At 55.7% G+C, this 17,667-nt stretch carries 15 protein-coding genes; 8 read left to right on the forward strand and 7 right to left on the reverse strand.

The genetic code is table 11. From position 1 onward, the window contains the following. Positions 1 to 118: 118 nt before the first annotated feature. Together EYY67_RS23260 and EYY67_RS23265 are read right to left on the reverse strand one after the other, a co-directional pair. Positions 119 to 1,558 (reverse strand): M20 family metallopeptidase, encoded by a 1,440-nt coding sequence (locus tag EYY67_RS23260; RefSeq protein WP_131694481.1) that lies wholly within the window; start codon positions 1,556 to 1,558, stop codon positions 119 to 121. A gap of 258 nt (positions 1,559 to 1,816) precedes the next feature. Further along, positions 1,817 to 2,743 carry a LysR family transcriptional regulator gene (locus tag EYY67_RS23265; RefSeq protein ID WP_119825492.1) on the reverse strand — a complete coding sequence of 309 codons (927 nt, stop codon included), beginning with the start codon at positions 2,741 to 2,743 and terminating at the stop codon, positions 1,817 to 1,819. A gap of 89 nt (positions 2,744 to 2,832) precedes the next feature. On the opposite strand from EYY67_RS23265, the gene EYY67_RS23270 reads away from it, so the two are divergent. The 6 genes from EYY67_RS23270 (at position 2,833) to dppF (ending at position 9,277) form a co-directional block, all read left to right on the forward strand. Next, on the forward strand, positions 2,833 to 3,066 hold the full coding sequence (locus EYY67_RS23270; protein WP_131694482.1) for a hypothetical protein: 234 nt from the start codon (positions 2,833 to 2,835) through the stop codon (positions 3,064 to 3,066). 405 nt (positions 3,067 to 3,471) lie between these two features. Next, positions 3,472 to 5,079 (forward strand): dipeptide ABC transporter periplasmic-binding protein DppA, encoded by a 1,608-nt coding sequence (gene dppA / locus EYY67_RS23275; protein ID WP_037033811.1) that lies wholly within the window; start codon positions 3,472 to 3,474, stop codon positions 5,077 to 5,079. Positions 5,080 to 5,284: 205 nt separating this feature from the next. Continuing rightward, positions 5,285 to 6,304: a dipeptide ABC transporter permease DppB gene (gene dppB, locus EYY67_RS23280; RefSeq protein WP_013573445.1), complete on the forward strand. Its 1,020-nt coding sequence runs from the start codon at positions 5,285 to 5,287 to the stop codon at positions 6,302 to 6,304. Positions 6,305 to 6,314: 10 nt separating this feature from the next. Then, on the forward strand, positions 6,315 to 7,229 hold the full coding sequence (gene dppC / locus EYY67_RS23285) for a dipeptide ABC transporter permease DppC (protein WP_095923949.1): 915 nt from the start codon (positions 6,315 to 6,317) through the stop codon (positions 7,227 to 7,229). A gap of 10 nt (positions 7,230 to 7,239) precedes the next feature. Continuing rightward, a complete protein-coding gene (gene dppD / locus EYY67_RS23290) occupies positions 7,240 to 8,265 on the forward strand; it encodes a dipeptide ABC transporter ATP-binding protein (protein WP_095923948.1) in 1,026 nt (341 codons plus the stop codon). Then, complete coding sequence (gene dppF, locus EYY67_RS23295) at positions 8,255 to 9,277, forward strand: dipeptide ABC transporter ATP-binding subunit DppF (protein ID WP_095923947.1); 1,023 nt, start codon at positions 8,255 to 8,257, stop codon at positions 9,275 to 9,277. The genes dppD and dppF overlap by 11 nt, the downstream gene beginning before the upstream one ends. 210 nt (positions 9,278 to 9,487) lie before the next feature. Here dppF and EYY67_RS23300 read toward each other — a convergent pair whose 3' ends face one another. Continuing rightward, the gene (locus tag EYY67_RS23300) at positions 9,488 to 10,135 is read right to left on the reverse strand and encodes an outer membrane beta-barrel protein (RefSeq protein WP_095923946.1); all 648 of its coding nucleotides are present in this window, start codon (positions 10,133 to 10,135) and stop codon (positions 9,488 to 9,490) included. 159 nt (positions 10,136 to 10,294) lie between these two features. After that, positions 10,295 to 10,924, reverse strand: a complete 630-nt coding sequence (locus EYY67_RS23305; RefSeq protein WP_131694483.1) for a helix-turn-helix domain-containing protein — start codon at positions 10,922 to 10,924, stop codon at positions 10,295 to 10,297. 262 nt (positions 10,925 to 11,186) lie between these two features. Between EYY67_RS23305 and EYY67_RS23310 the strand changes: the two genes are divergently transcribed. After that, the gene (locus EYY67_RS23310; protein WP_131694484.1) at positions 11,187 to 11,576 is read left to right on the forward strand and encodes a polymorphic toxin type 44 domain-containing protein; all 390 of its coding nucleotides are present in this window, start codon (positions 11,187 to 11,189) and stop codon (positions 11,574 to 11,576) included. Then, a complete protein-coding gene (locus tag EYY67_RS23315) occupies positions 11,554 to 11,988 on the forward strand; it encodes a hypothetical protein (RefSeq protein ID WP_131694485.1) in 435 nt (144 codons plus the stop codon). The genes EYY67_RS23310 and EYY67_RS23315 overlap by 23 nt, the downstream gene beginning before the upstream one ends. A gap of 63 nt (positions 11,989 to 12,051) precedes the next feature. Here EYY67_RS23315 and EYY67_RS23320 read toward each other — a convergent pair whose 3' ends face one another. From EYY67_RS23320 to EYY67_RS23330, 3 genes are read right to left on the reverse strand one after another with little or no spacing between them, the layout of a single operon-like run. Next, a complete protein-coding gene (locus EYY67_RS23320) occupies positions 12,052 to 13,065 on the reverse strand; it encodes a family 8 glycosyl hydrolase (protein WP_131694486.1) in 1,014 nt (337 codons plus the stop codon). Positions 13,066 to 13,074: 9 nt separating this feature from the next. Continuing rightward, on the reverse strand, positions 13,075 to 13,554 hold the full coding sequence (gene bcsD, locus EYY67_RS23325) for a cellulose biosynthesis protein BcsD (protein ID WP_131694487.1): 480 nt from the start codon (positions 13,552 to 13,554) through the stop codon (positions 13,075 to 13,077). A gap of 18 nt (positions 13,555 to 13,572) precedes the next feature. Then, positions 13,573 to 17,598: a cellulose biosynthesis protein BcsC gene (locus EYY67_RS23330; RefSeq protein WP_131694488.1), complete on the reverse strand. Its 4,026-nt coding sequence runs from the start codon at positions 17,596 to 17,598 to the stop codon at positions 13,573 to 13,575. Between the last annotated feature and the right edge of the window lie 69 nt (positions 17,599 to 17,667).

Genomic DNA, 17,667 nt, shown 5'->3' on the forward strand with positions numbered 1-17,667 from the left:
CGCCAAAAAAGCCCTGTTCACCGCCCTGAGCGATCGCATCTGGGGTATTAATGGCATCGCCGGAGTTGCCAGCTAAACCCCCTCCCGGCCTCCCCCTTCGCAGGGGGAGGCGCACACATTATTCAGGACGTGGCTGAACCGGCGGTTTGACTTCCGGCGGGATCGGGCACACGTAAGGGGTTTCGGCGGTCAGTTCCTGATGCGCCTGTTTCGCGGCTGCCATCAGCGTGCTGTCGGTCAGGGTGTCGATGGCGGTGGCGGCCATGATTTTGGCGACGTAAGCCAGCCCTTTGTGCGCGGCGGGCATTTTCCCCTGCGCGGTGAGCTGCCACGAATGGCCCGGTGTCCCGATGGCGTAAGTCGGGACGTGCGCCTGCACGGTGGGCATTTTCCAGCTGATGTCCCCGACGTCGGTCGACCCCAGCATCAGTTCGCCGGAGGTTTCCAGCGGGACAATGAATTCACATAACGGCGAGGCGTCCTGCGGTTTTTTGAGGCCGATGCGGCGGTAGGCGCTTTGCAGATCCTGCGGGCTGAGCGTGGCCTGAATTTCAGCGGCAAAGGCTTTGTCAGGCGCGTCGAATTCCAGCGGGCCGAGCAGTTCAAAGTTACGCTGCATGGCTTCTTCCAGCGGACGGTTGCCCAGCAGATTCGCCACGGCGCTCATGATGCTGATATCGACGGTGGTTTCGGTCATCATCGCCGCACCCTGAGCGACTTTCTTCACGCGCTCGTTGAGTTCAAACATGGCGTGAACGTCGCGTGAACGGATGGCGTAACGCACGGCGGCACGCGCCTGCACCACATTCGGCGCGATGCCGCCGGAATCGAGCATCGCGTAGTGAATACGGGAATCCTGCGGGACGTGTTCGCGCAGATAGTTGACGCCGACGTTCATCAGTTCAACGGCATCCAGCGCACTGCGGCCAAGATGCGGCGACGCGGCGGCGTGTGAGGAGCGGCCATGGAAGACGAAATCCATGCGGGTGTTGGCCAGCGATTCGGCGCGGGCGACTTCAGAAAAGGCATTCGGATGCCAGGTGATGGCGATATCCACGCCGTCAAACGCCCCGGCGCGGGCCATAAAGGATTTCGCGGCACCGCCTTCTTCCGCCGGACAGCCGTAATAGCGCACACGCCCCGGTGTACCGGTTTGTGCCAGCCAGTCTTTCAGCGCGGTGGCCGCCAGCATCGCGGCAGAACCCAGCAGGTTATGGCCGCAGCCGTGGCCCTGACCGTTGCCCGGCAGCGGCTCAGGACGGGCAATGCCTGCCACCTGACTCAGCCCCGGCAGCGCATCGTATTCGCCGAGAATCGCAATGATCGGGCCGCCTTCACCGGCTTCGCCCATCACCGCAGTCGGAATGTCAGCGACGTTTTCCGTGACGCGAAAACCCTGCTCTTTCAGCATCGCCGTGTGCTCGGCGACGGAACGGTATTCGGTATAGCAAATTTCCGGCATACCCCAGATGCGATCGCTCAGGGCGGTGAACAGGGCTTTTTTGGCGTCGACCAGGCTCCAGACGGTTTCTTTATTCTGCGCAGATGCGTTATTCAACGGAGACTCCTTGTGCCAGTGGCTACAGTTTCGTGAAGTGAATGTGTCGGAGGAACCTGTTCAGAATGTGTGCAGGGGCGGCAAAGATCCAATGAGTCTTTCATCTGACCCATTCTGAAATTGCATAGATTTTTTCAGGTATGCGAAAACGGCATAGTCAGTGTGACTATCTGAACAGAAAGGGTAATTTACAGGTCGCGGGGAGCTTCCCGCAGGCTGGCAGGCGTGGAGAAGAACATGTTTTGCCGCCTGAAAACGTCAGGCGACGGCGCGGGTCTGATGCAGCAGGCTGGCTTTATTCCACAGCCGTTCGGCCTGCGGGGTACGGAATTTTTCCAGCCGGTAAAGACGGATGCTGGCCTGAATATCCCAGCTGCGTTCCCCGGCACGGAGCAGCGATCCGCTCGCCAGTTCTTCACTAATCAGGCTGGTGGGCAGCCATGACACGCCGCAGCCGGACACGGTCATCGCTTTCAGTCCGCTGCACATCGGATTTTCGTAAATCGGTTTCAGCGGCAGCGGGCGCGAGGCAAACAGGGCGGTCAGCGCGTGGGCGAAGAAGGAACGGTTGCCGTAACTGAGATAAGGCAACGGGGTACGTGTGCCGCTAAAGGTGTGTAAAGGAAACAGCGGTTTGCCTTTATCGTCCGGCGCACACACCGCCAGCGCATTTTCTTTTCCCAGTTCGATATACGGAAAGCGTTCGAGCTGTTTCATCAGCGGAACCGAATCGTGGGCGTACGTCAGCAGAAAATCGGTTTCGCCATCCAGCAGCAGCGAAATATTGCCGCTGAAAGAGGGCTGCTGATCGCACAAACGGATATAGCCGTACTGATGCGACGGGTCGATCTGGTTAATCCAGTCGGGGAAAAAGGTCAGGGAGAGCGTATTAAGCGCCGCGAAATGCACGATGGCATGCTTCTGTGCATGACGCTCACGCAGATCGCTGCGCAACTGCGTCATGGAAAACACCAGTTCTGCGGCGGTATGCAGGAAATCCTGGCCTTCCGGAGTCAGTCGTATCGGGTAGGTTTTGCGGTCAAACAACGGCACGCCTAACCATTCTTCCAGTTGTTTAATCCGGCGGCTCAGCGCGGACTGGGTGATGTTCCTTTCGCTGGCGGCTCGCGTAAAGCTATAGCACTGAGACACACTGAGAAAATCTTCAAACCACTTCAGTTCCATCACAAAACCTCTGGCGGGTGATAAGCCCTTAAGAACTAGCAAGAAGTGCGCCAGAGTTTAAAAACTGATTAACATATTGGTTTCAATCCATGTCCGCCCGCAACCCGGCTTATGCCGGAAAAACAGACAACATCAGTACGCTAAATCACCTGCACCACCAGCGTGCAATTGCGCTATTTTGGGGTGTTTTGCGGTTGCAGGCGCAAACGCTTTCGCTGACGACTCCGCGCCGTTTGCGGCACTTCCCAGCATTTTCCGCTGGTTTCCACCCCTATCTCAAAAATAACCGTTCATATATTCATCATTTAGCCAGAAATTTTTAGGGATTTAAAATGGGCGAAACCCCCAGGAATATTCTTTTACAAAGGGGAATGTGTGGTTATTCCCTGCGCAGACTGAACATTCGTCCTGAATTGGTTAACAAAATGTTTTTTTATGTTTGTTTGTTGTAACTCACAGTCTGTGTAAATGCCTGATGGTTATATTGACGTCAAGGAAAGGAGTTGCCAAATTGATAGCCCCAAGGAAGACCAGTGATTATTTCCGGTAAGATTTTGTAAAGCCAACTTTACACTTCGAAGGAAAAAAATGGCAGTTCACCATGCTCTGGTTGGACTTATTGCAGCGCACGAGCAAACACAGTCACCCGCAAATAAAAATAAAGGGTGACGTGAGCTGTATACACAACACACACATCCACATCACCATTAATCGATGGAGCAGAAGCGATGACAATCTCTTTAGGTAAGTCGGGGCTACTGAAATTCAGTATGGGCCTGATTGCGCTGACCGTTGCGGCCAGTGTCCAGGCAAAAACGTTAGTGTATTGCTCTGAAGGTTCACCTGAAGGCTTTAACCCTCAGTTGTTCACCTCAGGCACCACGTATGACGCAAGCTCCGTGCCTATCTACAACCGTCTGGTTGAGTTCAAGATCGGGACCACTGAAATTCAGCCGGGTCTGGCTGAGAAGTGGGACGTATCTGCTGATGGCAAAACCTACACCTTCCATCTGCGCAAAGGCGTGAAATGGCAGGACAACAAGGAATTCAAACCGACCCGTGATTTCAACGCGGACGACGTCGTGTATTCCTTCGAACGTCAGCTGGACAAAAATAACCCATACCACGGCGTTTCTGGCGGCAGCTACGAATACTTCGAAGGCATGGGCATGGGCGATCTGATCAACAAGATCGTGAAAGTGGACGACAACACCGTGCAGTTCGTGCTGAACCGTCCGGAGTCGCCATTCCTGGCTGACCTGGCGATGGACTTCGCTTCCATCCTGTCTGCGGAATACGCTGACAACATGCTGAAAGCGAAAACCCCTGAGAAAGTCGACCTGGATCCGATCGGTACCGGTCCGTTCCAGCTTCTGCAATACCAGAAAGATTCACGCATCCTCTACAAAGCCTTCCCGGGCTACTGGGGCACCAAGCCGCAGATCGACCGTTTAGTCTTCTCCATCACGCCTGACGCGTCCGTGCGTTACGCGAAATTGCAGAAAAACGAATGCCAGGTAATGCCGTACCCGAACCCGGCAGATATCGCGGCAATGAAGAAAGATAAATCCATCAACCTGATGCAACAGCCAGGTCTGAACGTGGGTTATCTGTCCTTCAACGTTGAGAAGAAACCACTGGATGAAGTGAAAGTGCGTCAGGCACTGACCATGGCTGTGAATAAAAAAGCCATCATCGATGCGGTTTATCAGGGTGCTGGCCAGCCGGCTAAAAACCTGATCCCACCAACAATGTGGGGCTACAACAAAGACGTCGTGGATTACGAATACAATCCTGAGAAAGCCAAAGAGCTGCTGAAAGAAGCAGGTCACGCAGACGGTTTCGCTATCGATCTGTGGGCGATGCCGGTACAGCGTCCGTACAACCCGAACGCACGCCGTATGGCTGAAATGATCCAGGCTGACTGGGCGAAAATTGGCGTGAAAGCCAACATCGTGACTTACGAGTGGGGCGAATACCTCAAGCGTGCGAAAAACGGCGAGCACCAGTCTGTGATGATGGGCTGGACCGGCGACAATGGGGATCCGGATAACTTCTTCGCCACCCTGTTCAGCTGTGCGGCAGCGAAAGACGGTTCCAACTACTCCCGCTGGTGTTACAAGCCGTTTGAAGATTTGATCCAGCCAGCCCGTGCTGAATCCGATCACGCCAAACGTGCTGCGCTGTACCAGCAGGCTCAGGTGGTGATGCATGACCAGGCACCTGCGCTGATCATCGCTCACTCCACCGTGTACGAACCTGTTCGTAAAGAAGTTAAAGGGTATGTCGTAGATCCGCTCGGCAAACACCACTTCGAAAACGTCTCAATGGAGTAATTGACTACTGAGCGCACAGGGAGCTGCGTTGTGCGGTGCTCGCAATTTTCGCCTACCTAATGGTATGTCTCAATTGCTCTGCTCCTCCGCCTTGCTCGCTGAGCGCTCACTACGTCTTTTAGTTCAGCGATATAAAGTTTTGTGAGCTATCAATAAGCCCGGCGAGCTACGGTTCTCCGGGCATTTTATACAGAGAGTACGGGATATGTTGCAGTTCATACTCCGACGTCTGGGGTTAGTTATCCCAACGTTTATCGGCATTACTTTGCTGACTTTTGCCTTCGTACACATGATACCAGGCGACCCGGTCACCATCATGGCAGGCGAGCGCGGTGTTTCCCCCGAACGTCACGCCCAGCTGATGGCAGATATGGGGCTCGACAAGCCTCTCTACCAACAATATTTCCACTACGTGAACGGCGTGCTGCATGGCGACCTGGGCACGTCCTTAAAAAGCCGCACCCCTGTCTGGCAGGAATTCGTACCGCGCTTTAAAGCAACACTGGAACTGGGCATCTGCGCGATGATTTTCGCGATCATTGTCGGTATCCCGGTGGGCGTGCTGGCGGCGGTAAAACGGGGATCGATATTCGACCACACGGCGGTGGGGATCTCGCTGACCGGCTATTCGATGCCAATATTCTGGTGGGGGATCATGCTGGTGATGCTGGTCTCGGTGCAGCTTAATCTGACGCCCGTGTCGGGGCGAATAAGCGACACCGTCTTCCTCGATGACAGCCTGCCGCTGACCGGCTTTATGCTGATCGACACGCTGTTCTGGGGCGAACCGGGTGATTTCGTCGATGCCGTGATGCACATGATTTTACCGGCCATCGTGCTGGGCACCATTCCGCTGGCGGTGATTGTGCGTATGACCCGTTCTTCCATGCTGGAAGTCCTGGGCGAAGACTACATCCGTACCGCGCGCGCCAAAGGCGTCAGCCGTATGCGGGTGATCGTCATCCACGCACTGCGCAACGCGCTGCTGCCGGTGGTGACCATCATTGGTTTGCAGGTCGGTACGCTGCTCGGCGGCGCCATCCTGACGGAAACCATCTTCTCCTGGCCGGGACTCGGCCGGTGGCTGATCGACGCACTCCAGCGCCGCGACTATCCGGTCGTGCAGGGCGGGGTGTTGCTGGTCGCTACTCTGATCATCGTGGTTAACCTGCTGGTAGATGTGCTCTACGGCGTGGTCAACCCGCGTATTCGCCACAAGAAATAAGGGGCGCACAATGTCTCAAACCACTGAGCCGGTCGCTAACGAGTTAGTGACGGCTGCGCCAGTGCCGATGCCGCCGATGCGCGAATTCTGGCATTACTTCAAGCGTAACAAAGGGGCCGTTGTCGGCCTGGCTTACATCATTATCATGCTGGTCATTGCGATTGGCGCGAACGTGATCGCTCCTCATCTGCCTGCTGAACAGTTCCGTGACGCGCTGCTGCGCCCGCCGGTCTGGATGGAAGGTGGTAGCTGGAAATTCCTGCTGGGCACCGACGACGTGGGCCGCGATATTCTTTCGCGTCTGATGTACGGCGCGCGTTTATCACTGCTGGTTGGCTGTCTGGTCGTTGTACTTTCGCTGATCCTCGGCGTGGTGTTCGGTCTGTTTGCCGGGTACTACGGCGGTGTGGTGGACGCCATCATCATGCGCGTGGTCGATATCATGCTGGCCCTGCCAAGTCTGTTGCTGGCACTGGTGCTGGTGGCGATTTTCGGTCCGTCGATTGTCAATGCCTCGCTGGCGCTGACCTTCGTTGCCCTGCCGCACTATGTCCGCTTAACCCGCGCGGCGGTGCTGGTGGAAGTGAACCGCGACTATGTGACCGCGTCGCGCGTGGCCGGTGCCGGGTCTGCCCGTCAGATGTTCGTCAACATTTTACCTAACTGCTTAGCGCCGCTGATTGTTCAGGCATCGCTCGGCTTCTCCAACGCCATCCTCGATATGGCAGCGTTGGGCTTCCTCGGCATGGGCGCACAGCCGCCAACGCCGGAGTGGGGCACCATGCTGTCGGACGTCTTACAGTTTGCTCAAAGTGCCTGGTGGGTCGTGACCTTCCCGGGTGTGATCATCCTGCTGACGGTACTGGCATTTAACCTGATGGGTGATGGCCTGCGTGATGCCCTCGACCCTAAACTTAAGCAGTAAGGGGTTGGAGATGGAAACAACATTAACGAATGACGTTCAGGTCGGCAAAACGTTGCTGACCGTGGATAAGCTCTCCGTTCACTTTGGTGACGAAGGGACACCGTTCCGCGCGGTAGACCGTATCAGTTACAGCGTGAAACAGGGCGAAGTGGTCGGGATTGTCGGCGAGTCCGGCTCCGGTAAATCCGTCAGTTCACTGGCGCTGATGGGGCTGATCGACTTCCCCGGCAAAGTGATGGCAGAAAAACTGGAGTTCGGTGGCCGTAACCTGCAGGGCATCAGCGAAAAAGAGCGCCGCCAGATTGTCGGTGCCGAAGTCGCGATGATTTTCCAGGATCCGATGACCAGCCTGAACCCGTGTTACACCGTCGGTTTCCAGATTATGGAAGCCATCAAAGTGCATCAGGGCGGCAACAAAAAGACCCGTCGTCAGCGCACCATCGATCTGCTGAATCTGGTCGGTATTCCTGATCCGGCTTCGCGTCTCGATGTCTATCCGCATCAGCTTTCCGGCGGGATGAGCCAGCGCGTGATGATCGCCATGGCGATCGCCTGTCGCCCGAAACTGCTGATTGCCGATGAGCCGACGACCGCGCTCGACGTGACCATTCAGGCGCAGATCATCGAGTTGCTGCTTGAGCTGCAACAGAAAGAGAACATGGCGCTGATGCTGATCACCCATGACCTGGCGCTGGTGGCGGAAGCCGCGCATCACATCATCGTGATGTACGCCGGTCAGGTGGTGGAATCGGCCAAAGCCACGGAAATCTTCCGTGCGCCGCGCCATCCGTACACGCAGGCGTTGCTGCGATCCTTACCGGAATTCGCGGCGGATAAAGCCCGCTTACAGTCGTTGCCGGGCGTGGTGCCGGGTAAGTATGACCGCCCGAACGGCTGTCTGCTGAATCCGCGTTGTCCGTATGCGACCGACCGTTGCCGTAAAGAAGAACCTGCGCTGCGTGACCTCGCGAACGGGCGTCAGTCGAAGTGCCATTATCCGCTGGATGATGCCGGGAGACCTACTTATGAGTCCTGATAACACCAAAGCGCAGCCGCTGTTGCATGCGATTGACCTGAAAAAACATTACCCGGTGAAGAAGGGCATCTTCGGCCAGGAACGCACGGTGAAGGCGCTCGATGGCGTGTCGTTTACCCTCGAACGCGGCAAAACGCTGGCGGTGGTGGGCGAATCCGGCTGTGGTAAATCCACGCTGGGCCGTCTGCTGACCATGATTGAAGTGCCGACCGGCGGTGAACTGTATTACCGCGGGCAGGATCTGCTGAAACCTGACGCCACCGCTGAAAAGCTGCGTCGTCAGAAGATCCAAATCGTGTTCCAGAATCCTTACGGATCGCTCAACCCGCGTAAGAAAGTCGGGCAGATCCTCGAAGAACCGTTGCTGATCAACACCAAACTGACCCGCGAAGAACGTCGCGAGAAAGCGCTGGCGATGATGGCGAAAGTCGGCCTGAAAACCGAGCATTACGACCGCTATCCGCACATGTTCTCCGGCGGCCAGCGTCAGCGTATTGCTATCGCCCGTGGTCTGATGCTGGATCCGGACGTGGTGATCGCCGATGAACCGGTGTCCGCGCTCGATGTTTCCGTGCGTGCGCAGGTACTGAACCTGATGATGGATTTGCAGCAGGATCTGGGGCTGTCCTACGTCTTCATCTCGCATGATTTGTCCGTGGTGGAACATATCGCCGACGAAGTGATGGTGATGTATCTCGGTCGCTGCGTGGAGAAGGGGTCGAAAGAAGCCGTCTTCAGCAATCCGCGCCATCCTTACACGCAGGCATTGCTGTCCGCGACGCCGCGTCTGAACCCGGACGAGCGTCGTGAACGCATCAAACTGACCGGCGAGCTGCCAAGCCCGCTGAATCCGCCAGCCGGTTGCGCGTTCAACGCCCGCTGCCGCCGCGCGTTCGGCACCTGCAAACAGTTCCAGCCGCAGCTGAAACAGTACGGCGACCAGCTCGTCGCCTGTTTCGCCGTCGATCAGGATGAAACCGGCACCACGCAGACGGTCGCCGTAAATCAGTAATCCCACGCTGTCATAACGAAGCCCGCGAAAAGCGGGCTTTTTTGTGGGCATCCGCCTGAAAAAAAGCAAAAAAAATGCCCGACAGTGCATATCGGGCAAACGGACTTAATGGAACTTATTATTGTGACTACGTTCGCGATCAAGGTGTGAAGGTGATCGGTTTTTGAGGTTACTGCTACCATCATCCGTGGTTCGGTGACTTGCTGTTGATCAGCGGTCGGCAGGCGTGGCCATCGGCATGTCGTTATGCTGACCAAAGCGGTAGACCACACCGGCAGAGACGGAACTGACATCGCTGCTGATGCCGATCTGATTCGAGTTGCCCACGTTGCTGACCCACTGGTATTCCAGACGGCCTGCCCAGTTTTTGGTGAAGGCATATTCCGTACCGACTGCCGCCAGAGGGCGAACACCGGTTTCGAAATTGTCATGACCGTTGTTTTTGGTTTCAGCGCGGTACGCCATGGCACCGGCGCGGCCATAAATATCCCAGTCATCGGTCAGACCGTAGCTGGCTTTCAGGGACATTTGCAGGCCCTGGCTTTCCAGTTTGGAGCCGGAAGCGCCGTGGTTACCGTGAATATCCATGTTGCCCATATAATCGTAGCCGCCTTCAACCGCCAGCCATGGGGTGATCTGATACCCGCCGAATACGCCGCCGCTGACATTGTCTTTGTCGTAATCAAAGTCGGTGGCTTTGCTGAGGTTATCGTTGAAGTTGCCTTTACCGCTGGCATCAAAATAGTGTGACCAGCCCAGTTTTGCCCCGCCGTACCAGGTATTGGTATCCGCAGCGGCATAGACGCTGGAGACAGCGCAGACGTTTAATAAAAGTATCGCGACAAGTGTCTTTTTCATATATTCCCCGGATTCTGTTTCTGTCCGCCGTGGAACAGAATGTCTTGAAGTGTGAAGTTGTCGGGGAAAATACTAATTAAAAATCCGGATGGGATAAAACGGTAATCTGTTTAAAATTAAATTTTGGAAGTATCGGGAATAATTATTATTCCCGGCTGGCTAAAATTCTTCAGGTAATTTAGTCAGTTCCAGTAAATATCCTCCGCGACTGGTCTCGATATAGTCACCGGCTTTAAGGGCGTGAATGACATTTAATACACTGCTGCGTGATAAATGCGTGCGCTCCTGTATATATTCGAGAATAGAGATGCGTAAGCGGGTGTCGGCAGGTAACAGGATCATCTCCTGCAAATGGTTTCTGATGACTGAATAAGTACGTTGCTGGACGACCAGCGCGTCGCGGTAGAAAAGATAACTGCTGAAGTACGACAGGGTAGCGGCGACATCCTGCCAGAGGGTGTTTTCGCTGAAAATCGACATGGCCTGAGCAGCATCCACACGACGCAGCGCCGCCTGCGTATCCACGCGTAATGTCTGGCTGTGAACCTTCTGCATCGCCTCGGCAATCCCGAAAACCAGCGGTTCATAAGCCGTTGCCATCACCAGCCCGTCAGAGGCGCGCAGCACTGACACTTCGCCTTCCAGAAACAGATAAAACTGCGAATTACCCTGATAAGCCCACGCCAGTCTTTTACGCGGAACGACAGTGATGGGAGTACTGACCGGCATAAGCGCGGATATCAGGCGACTGACAGAGTCTTCAGGACGTTGCGGGGGCGTTATTTTCACGGTTCCTCACTCGATACGGTTTTCATTGCATCCATTATAGTCAAACACAGGGCGAGAGGTTTTTTTGTGGTAAATCAGGTTATTTTAATTCAGAAGAGAAAAGTTTATTTTTAAACAAATGAAGAATGGTTGAGATAAATTTTTGATGAAATAGGTTTGCACTGAGTAATGATTAAAAAATGATTCTCCCTTTTTCAGACAGTTTGTCATACAGGATGATGATAAAGTTTAGGTGCATCTTTACAATAACAGGACGTTACATATGGCATCTGTACCCTTATCTGGTCCCGGCTCGCAGGTAATTCAAAACAATATGAGAGAAGCCCGGCAGCATGGAACATCGAGAAACATGGCCACGGCCAGTACATATTATTGGTTTTATCAGAAAGTGAGAAATCACGGCCCCTGGGATTATAAAGCCTATGACCCTTACTGGGCGGCCTTCGGAAATTTTAACTTTGGTGCTGCAGGAACGGCAGCCGGTATTCCTGCGACAACACTTCTGATGGGGGCTGGATTTGCACAACAGCGTGCGGGAACATCGAAACCCGAATGGGGAAAATGGACTCAGAGGCCGCCTTACGGCGATGACCCGACGGATCAACGCAACATACAAGAAGGAATCGATTATGCCATTCAGAATGGCTATTAAGTGGCTACATCGTTTTGTGACGCTCGCTCTGTTACTGCTGGTGACAGGGTGGTGGTTGTTTAATCGGGGCGGAGATGACCCTGTCAGAGATGCATTACTTCGCACGCAAAAAATCAATGACCATATGTGGCTGTACATGACGGAAAGCCAAAGTGGTGGGGCGACGGTACCTTTCCATTACCGGTACTATCTGGCAGGTGAACTGAAGGGAAGCAACAGTGAAATCGTTAAGTATCTGGCAAACGGTTTTCCGTTTATCTCAGGGAGTGGAACAATTGCTGATATCAACACCCGCCCAGATAATCGGGTAAATATTACCTACAGCGGAAACGTTTTTTCGTTAAGCAATTCTGTCAGTTATCACTATAACGGTCAAAACTATACGGCTAATTTCAGTTATCAGATTAACTAAATTGCTCCAGATAAAAAGGCCAGTCAGCATCCCCCTGACCGGCCTTTTTATTCCACAGAACTCTTACCCTTTATGACTTGCCCACCAGCTCAGCAGTTGCAGGGTGGAAGAGTAGTAATCGTCTTTCGGGGCCAGATTCGGGCTGATGGCCGCGGCATTCGCCATGGTGAAATCACGAACGGCTAATAAGCCCGGCGACATGTTGTAGCCCGCTCTGGTGCCGGTCATCACGTCAATCCAGGCTGGCGTCGCGTTACGCGGTGATTTCTGCCACCACAAGATGAACGGTGCCATCTGCGGGCTGCCCGGATGCGCCCAGCCGAGATACAGCGGGATACGCACGGCATCGTAACTGAACCGCGTCGGCCAGCGGCTGGCCGGTTTCAGGGTGCCATCGGCCTGCATATCGACCCAGTCGGTCGGCAGACGGAATTCACCAAACGCCATTTTACTGAGCATCGCGGTGCCGCTTTCATCCAGATCTTTCCATACTTTCAGATGGCTGTGGGCATAAAACGCCTGCCACGCCGGGAAGATGAAGTAAGACGGATTGACGGTTACGTTGCTGGTCTGGTTGAAACCTTTCACGCCCGGAAGCATCACTTTGTAACCGGCATAATCAATCACATTGTATTTGATCAGCGCCGCCTGCAATTTCTCCGAGGCTTTGGTGTAACGGCTGTCGTTCCACTTATCGCCCGCCAGCAGGAGCGCCCAGGCCATCAGCGTATCGCCGTCGGAGGCGTTGTTAGTGTCCGCCACATGCGGGGTGCTGTTCGGATCGTAACGCCATGAATAAAGACCGATATCCTGGCGGTACAGCGTGGTGTTTGCCCACTGCCACAGTTTGTCGAACGTTGCCTGATCGTCGTTAAACACCGCCAGCAGCATGCTGAAACCCTGCCCTTCGGTGTGGCTGACGTTTTTATTTGCAGTATCGATGATTCGCCCGTCAGGCATCAGAAAGCGACTTTTATACGCAGACCAGCCAGAATCCTGAGCCATTACAGCGGAACTGAAAAACGCGAAGATAAGGCTGAACCACAGCACCCGTCTGTAGCGTCGAAATGCCAACATAGAAATTCCTTACAAACCATTTTGATAACGGAAAACGAATGCGCCTTCCGGCGTGCTTTCCTGCCAGCGCAGCGGAACATACGGCTGCCCGCCCTGCGATAACAGCCATCCGGCATACAGGCCTTCAAACAACGCGATCAGCGCGATACGCCACAGCTCGTCGTCCTGTCCCTGCGGAGAAACCGGCCAGGCGATGTGTACCAGCGCCAGTTGTTGCTGGGTGGCTTCCAGTTTCACCACACCCCAGTCAAAACGACTGAGGATGTGATTGATATTGTCTTCCAGTTCGCCGAGCGTCGCCGAGACGGGCAACGGATGCTGGCTTGCCAGATTGTTGCCCATCAGCGTGAGAAAACGGTGACCGTCTTCATCGTCAGCGGAGGCCAGAATACCTGAAAATAGCACCTGCACCAGGCTTTGCCAGCCCGGTGTGGTGTGACGCTGGCGGTAATATTCCTGCGCGACCTGCGTGTAATTGTTTTCTTGCATGGTTTTAGTCCACCGGAATTAATTTTGACCCATCAGGTAACGGAAGTAGACCTGCGCTTTGCTTTCGTTGTAATCACCGAAAGTATCGTAGCCAACCTGTCCGCCAATCTGCATGCTCTTGTTCAGGTGATAATTGCCACCCACGCCCGCATTCCAGCCGATACCATTCTCTGTTTTACCCGCATAGTAGGACTCTGTGCCGAAACCAGCATCAACCAACTCATCCAGTTGTTTCTGCAGGTCCGGGTTGTTCGGGAAGTAGGCGCTCTTATCCTGTGAATAAGACTGGTAACCCACAGAACCGGACAGTTTCAGATCCCAGTCGTCATATTTCTGGGTGTATTCCACCGGGAAGGAGACGCTGACATAGTTTTGCGGGCTGAAGTAGCCGCCCTGACCAAAGCTGTAATAGCTGAGGTTTTTATCGAAGTCCATGTAACCGACGTTGATACCGGTTTTCAGCTCGCGATCGTCATAACGGTACGGACGGACATACAGACCGGCATTGGCGTTCACCGATTTGTTGCTCTTCACGTTGTTACCGAGATAGCTGTAATACCCCGCTTCGGCGTAGAAACCGGCGTCGCCGTCATCGTACGACAGATTCAGGCTGCCGCCGTTTTTGGTGACCTGACCCCAGGTTTTGCCGCTGTAAGTATCTTTGGTGCCGACGTAGGACAGAATACTGTCGGTGACCGCACGACGTTCCGCCGTGACCCGCAGGGTGGTGAAGTCGGTCAGTTTGGGTGCCCATTGTACGCCACCGACCAGCGAGTTCAGATCCTGCCCGAGCGGCGTGCTGCCGATATCCGCTTTATAGCTGTCACCGGTCAGCGCGGCGTTCACTTCCACGCCGGTCGCGCTTTGGTTACCTCCGTCAGGAGCCTGGTAGGTTGTTGGATCGACTGCATTCAATGCAGTTATGCGGCTGCTAAGCGCATTACATTGAGCAACCAGATCTGCACTGGAAGAACTGCTTACTGATGAACACTGATTGTCAGTATAGAGCGTTGAAAGCGCACTCCGTGCCTGACTGAGCGAAGCCAGCTGATTAGCTGGATCCGACAAGTATGCCTGCATATCTTTGGACGTGATGGGTACACCGGCTATCGCACTGTATGCCGCTGCCGCCGAGGAGTATCCTCTTGCCAAAGCGCCCTGACCGAAACGTGCATTGCCTGTGCCCGACGGGCTGCCTGCGCTGAGGGAAACCGGCGTGACGCCGATGCTCAGGCGTGACGTGTCAAACGGCACGAAGGCAAAGGTCATTGGCGCTTTGGCTTCGGTCAGCTGGCTGAGACCGCTTTCGCCGTCACGGCCACGAATCGACATATCGCCCTGCGCCCAGGTCGCGGTTTTGCCCTGCAAATCGTCGAGCATGTCGTCGATCTGTTTCTCGGTGGCATTACGCTGCGTCACTGCTGCCGGTGTGGCGGTGGCGGCCGGAATGTTCCCCGGCGTGGTCACCTGATCGGACACCTGCCACGGCAGCACGGTGCCGTAAGAAGATTGCGTCGCCGGACGTGAAGCCGACGTTCGCGTGGTGCGGTTGATGAACGGGTTGTCGCTGATCTGCAAGCCGGCGACCTGCGCCGTGCTGTCCGCGCCTTCCAGCCCGATCATCTTGCCTTTCGCCGAACGCAGTAACGCCAGCGCCTGCTGGTGATCGCCCTGTGCTTCGGCGACGCGCGCTTCGAGCAACAGACGGTCAGGCGTACGCGGTCCGCGCAGTCCTTCCATCAGCGTTTTCGCCCGATCGTTATCCCCTTCACCCAGCGCCACGTTAATCGCCCCAATGCGCGCATCCTGCGTCGGGGTATCGTTACTCATCAGGTAGTTATAGACCTGACCGGCTTGTTTATTGAGTTTGCCGGACTGATACAGACGGGCCATCGCCAGCATCAGATCGCGGTTTTGCGGATCGGCCTGTAAGGCGACGACCAGCTTGTCGTAGGCTGCCGCATACTGACCTTGCTCGCGCAGCTGATCAGCCTGATTGATCACGAAACCGTTACGCAGGCTGGCCAGCGCCGTCGGTGACGTGCCGGACTGAATCTGCGGATTTTGCAGGAAGGCCTGCGCTTCGTTGGTCAGGCCGGCCTGATTCAGCACGGAAACCTGATCGGCGTAATCCCCGGCATTGCCGTTGACGCCCTGACGCATATTCTGACGGACCAGTTGCACCGCCAGCGGAAGCTGACCGGCTGCAGCCAGATTTTTCGCCAGCGCACCGACATCTGCCGGTGCGGTTGGCGGATTCTGTGCCAGCGCGCGTAAGGTGTTAGACGCGGCGGCGGTATTGCCCTGTTGCAGATAGCTTTCCGCATCGGCCATTTGCGCATTGAAGTTGGCGCGCTGCGCCAGTTCACGCATGCCCTGATTCTGACTGCTGCGCGGAATGCGTGAGAGCAGGGCGTTGGCGGTTGACCAGTTTTTGGTTTCCGACGCGAACAGGGCGGCGGCGTACAGATCGGCGGAAGACGCGCCCGGACGCGAAGACGGTGCCATGATCGACTGCGCCTGTGCGGTCTGTCCCTGCGATTGCAGGATGCGCGCCATATCCAGTTTTACCCAGACGTTCGACGGCTGACGTTCCTGCGCCTGCTGAAGAATATTCAGGGCGCGCTGCGGATCGTTATTCGCCACGGCCTGTGCGGCCTGACGGCGCATTGGCTCGATGACATCGGCCACGGTCGGCGGATTCATTTTGGCCTGCAAACCGGCTGGCAGGGTTTTCAGTACCTGATTCGCTTCGGCGGTTTTATTCTGCTGACGCAGCACGTAATACAGCCCGGCGCGGGCATCGGCGTTGTCACCCAGCGCGCTGTATTGCTGTTCCGCACCGGCCAGATCGCCTTTGCGGCGCAGGATATCGGCACGCAGCAGGCTGGCGGACTGGCCTTTTTCGCCACCGACCTGGGTCAGCGGGGTGACCGCCGCCAGTGCGGCGTCGTAACTGCCGGAACCGGCGGCGTCTTTGGCTTTCGCCAGTTGGGCGTAGAACGCGGAATCCTGTGCCTGATTGCTCAGCTGGGCGCTGTTCGGGCCGCCCTGTGCAGCGGCTTTGCTCAGATACTGTGACGCCTGCTCAAAGTTGCCACTGCGTTGGGCGATATAACCCAGACCGGCCAGTGCATCGGCGTCGTTCGGGTTATCGGCCAGCACGCTTTCAAACTTCGCTTTCGCGCTGTTAACGTCGCCGCTGTTCAGGGCGGTGAAACCCTGACCTTTCGCCGCGCCGCCAATGTTTTTCTGGAAATAGGCCATCACGGCGGTGTCATTCGGATGACGCGCCTGATAACCCTGATACAAATCACGGTCATCTTCCTGCGGAGCCATCCACAACAACGCCTGACGCAAGGAGCGGTCGGCTTCTGTGCTGGAACCGGCCAGGGTGCTCAGCAGTTTGATACCGTCGCGGCGGGTGGATTCCTGATAGGTCAGCACTTTACCCAGACCGAGTCGCGCCTGCGTGTCGTCCGGACGTGAGGCGACGCGTTGTTGTAAACCGGCAATCGCCTGCGGCTGGAGCGATTTGTCGCCCGCCATGGTCAGGTAATATTCGGTCGCCAGACTGTCGATCGGCTGGTTGCCGTTAAACAGGGTGCGGTACGCCGCCAGCGCGCCGCTGACGTTGCCTTGTGCGGCCATCTGGCGGGCAGAGGCCAGTTGCGCCGGGGGAATAGACTGCATGGCTTTCGCGCTGTTGAGCGACGCCAGACGCGGGTCATCCGGCGAGACCGCCGACAGTTTTTCGCGCCACTGGTTAGCGGCGGTTTTATCTCCGCCCTGCATGGCATACAGCGACATCAGGTACAGCGCCTGCGTGTTGTTTGGCTCAACCAGCAACACTTTCTGCAACGCATCTTTTGCCAGATCGTCATGAGCGCGTTCATGCCAGTAAGCGGCCTGATCAAACAGGGCTTTCATGGCCGGGTTGGTGGTGTCCGCCGCCAGGGTGGCGTGACTGAAACTTGCTACTCCGGCGATCCCTACCAGATAAATAGCCCTGATCACCGCCAGGGACAGTTTATGTTTATTCATTTTCCAGCTCCGGTAATCGCCAGAGAGTCGCCGCCCGAAACCGGGAGGAACGTCATTGTTTTTGTTATA

Origin of the sequence: Rahnella victoriana (assembly GCF_004330295.1) — a bacterium.
GTDB lineage: Bacteria > Pseudomonadota > Gammaproteobacteria > Enterobacterales > Enterobacteriaceae > Rahnella > Rahnella victoriana.